The sequence below is a fragment of the Pseudoxanthomonas sp. LjRoot204_2 genome, assembly GCF_056175765.1.
On sequence record NZ_JBGFFG010000563.1, the window covers coordinates 1 to 1830 of the forward strand.

Annotated in this window: 3 protein-coding genes; 1 reads left to right on the plus strand and 2 read right to left on the minus strand. The window is 67.4% G+C overall.

The genetic code is table 11. The annotated features are described in order from the left end of the window. Nucleotides 1-649, minus strand: a 649-nt coding sequence (locus tag AC04L7_RS17900; protein ID WP_475513593.1) for an SLC5/6 family protein, incomplete at its 3' end; no start/stop codon positions are given. A gap of 218 nt (nucleotides 650-867) precedes the next feature. On the opposite strand from AC04L7_RS17900, the gene AC04L7_RS17905 reads away from it, so the two are divergent. After that, nucleotides 868-1212, plus strand: coding sequence for a hypothetical protein (locus tag AC04L7_RS17905; protein WP_296282685.1), 345 nt, complete (start codon nucleotides 868-870; stop codon nucleotides 1210-1212). Nucleotides 1213-1294: 82 nt separating this feature from the next. Here AC04L7_RS17905 and AC04L7_RS17910 read toward each other — a convergent pair. Further along, nucleotides 1295-1830, minus strand: a 536-nt coding sequence (locus AC04L7_RS17910) for a TonB-dependent receptor domain-containing protein (protein WP_475513594.1), incomplete at its 5' end; no start/stop codon positions are given.

Here is a 1830-nt window from a genome sequence, read left to right on the forward strand (position 1 = left end):
ATTCCGGCAGGCCCCACCAGACGAACACGCCCAGCGCCAGCATCGCCGCCAGCTTGAACAGCGATTCGAACGCCATCGCCAACACGAGGCCGCGGTTGTGCTCAACCGCGCTGGCGCGCCGCGTGCCGAACAGCATCGCGAACACCGCCATCGCCAGCGCCACGTACAGCGCGCTGTCCTGCCAGGCCGGCAGCGCATCGTTGCCGGGCGAACGCGTCAGCAGCGCGAAGCTCATCGCCACCGCCTTCAACTGCAACGCGATGTAGGGAATCAGGCCCAGCGCCGCGACCAGGGTGATGGTGGCCGCCAGCCAGCCGTCCTTGCCCAGCCGCGTGGCGATCAGGTCGGCCAGCGAGGTCGCGTTGGATTCGCGCGCCATGCGCACCAGCCGCACCAGCAGGAACGCACCGAACACATACAGCAGGATGGTGCCGACAAAGGTGGGCGGCAGCGGCCAGCCGTAACGCGCGGCCTGCGTCACTGTGCCGAAGAACGTCCACGAGGTGCAGTACACCGCGAGCGACAACGCGTAGATGTAGGGCCACTGTACCGCGAGCACGCGCGGATGGTGTTCGGCATACAGCGCCGAGCCGAACAGCACGCCCAGCCAGAGCAGCCCCGCCAGCACCACGATGCCGATGCTCAGCATGCTTCCTCGAATGGTCCTCTCCGCCCAGCCACGATCTTACCGCGCCGACGATCGGCACTGTCCCCTGCCCGTTTCCGTGGCCGATGCCTGCGCAGGGCCTCGTTCTTCCTCATGACGAAGCCGCTCGGAACGCTCCTTCCGAGGGGATTGCCGCCACGCGGCTCCGTCATCGCCGGGCCCAAGGGGGTGCCCACACGGAGTCGAAAAAGGAGATCGCCATGCACAACCCCATGTTCCTGCGCTTCGCCGCGCTGTCCCTCGTGCTGCTTGCCGCATCCGCGCCCGCCTGGGCAACGCGCACCAGTACAGCGCTCGGCATCTGCATATCGCGTGGCCCGGACTGCAGCATTGCCAACAAGGGCGACAACTACGAGATCTGCGTCAACAATACCGACGGCAAGCAGTGCGTCAGTTGCCCCAACCTGGCCCAGGACAAGCAGGAGTGCTCGGTCGCCAGGACCGACAAGGGAACCCCGGCTCCGACCACCGGTGTGGCGGGCCTGCTGGCTGAGGAGTACCCGGCGTCGCCGCGCAAGCCCGAACGCCCCGCCCGCAAACCCTGAGGCGCGCCCGCCTTCCGCGCACCCGCCCACGAACGACGACGCGGCGCTGCATGCACAGCGCCGCGTCGCCTGGGGCTACGCGTCAGAAGTCGTAGCGCGCGGTCAGGCTGTACTGGCGCGGCGGACCGTAGAAGCCGGTCAGCACGCCATAGGCGGCGATGTTGTAACCGGTGGTGCGGTACTCCTCGTCCGCCAGGTTGGTGCCCTGCAGCGACAGGCTCCACGCGTCGTCGAGCTTCCAGATCACGCCCGCGTTGACCAGGCCGTAGCCCTCCTGCCGGATCAGCGGGCTCAGGTCGGTGGTCGGCCACACTTCAGACTGGTACGAGTAGCCCACGCGCGCGGACAGGTTGCCGCCGTTGGCCAGGTCGGTGCGGTACTCCACGTTGAGCGCGCCGGAGAATTCCGGTGCATTGGTGAAGCGCTGGCTGTCGGCCACGTTTACGCCGCTGGTGATGAACTCGTCGTACTTCGCGTCCAGCCAGGCCAGGTTGCCGCTGATCAGCCAGTTGGCCGTCGGCAGGAACTGGTACTCCACTTCCACGCCGTTCACGGTGCCCTTGCCGGCATTGGTGAAGTCGCCGAAGAAGCTCTGCGAGCCGTTCGGCAGCGTGTACG

Excerpts from the sequence above, each read along its gene's own strand:
- AC04L7_RS17905 (WP_296282685.1), top strand. The coding sequence starts at position 868 with ATGCACAACCCCATGTTCCTGCGCTTCGCCGCGCTGTCCCTCGTGCTG.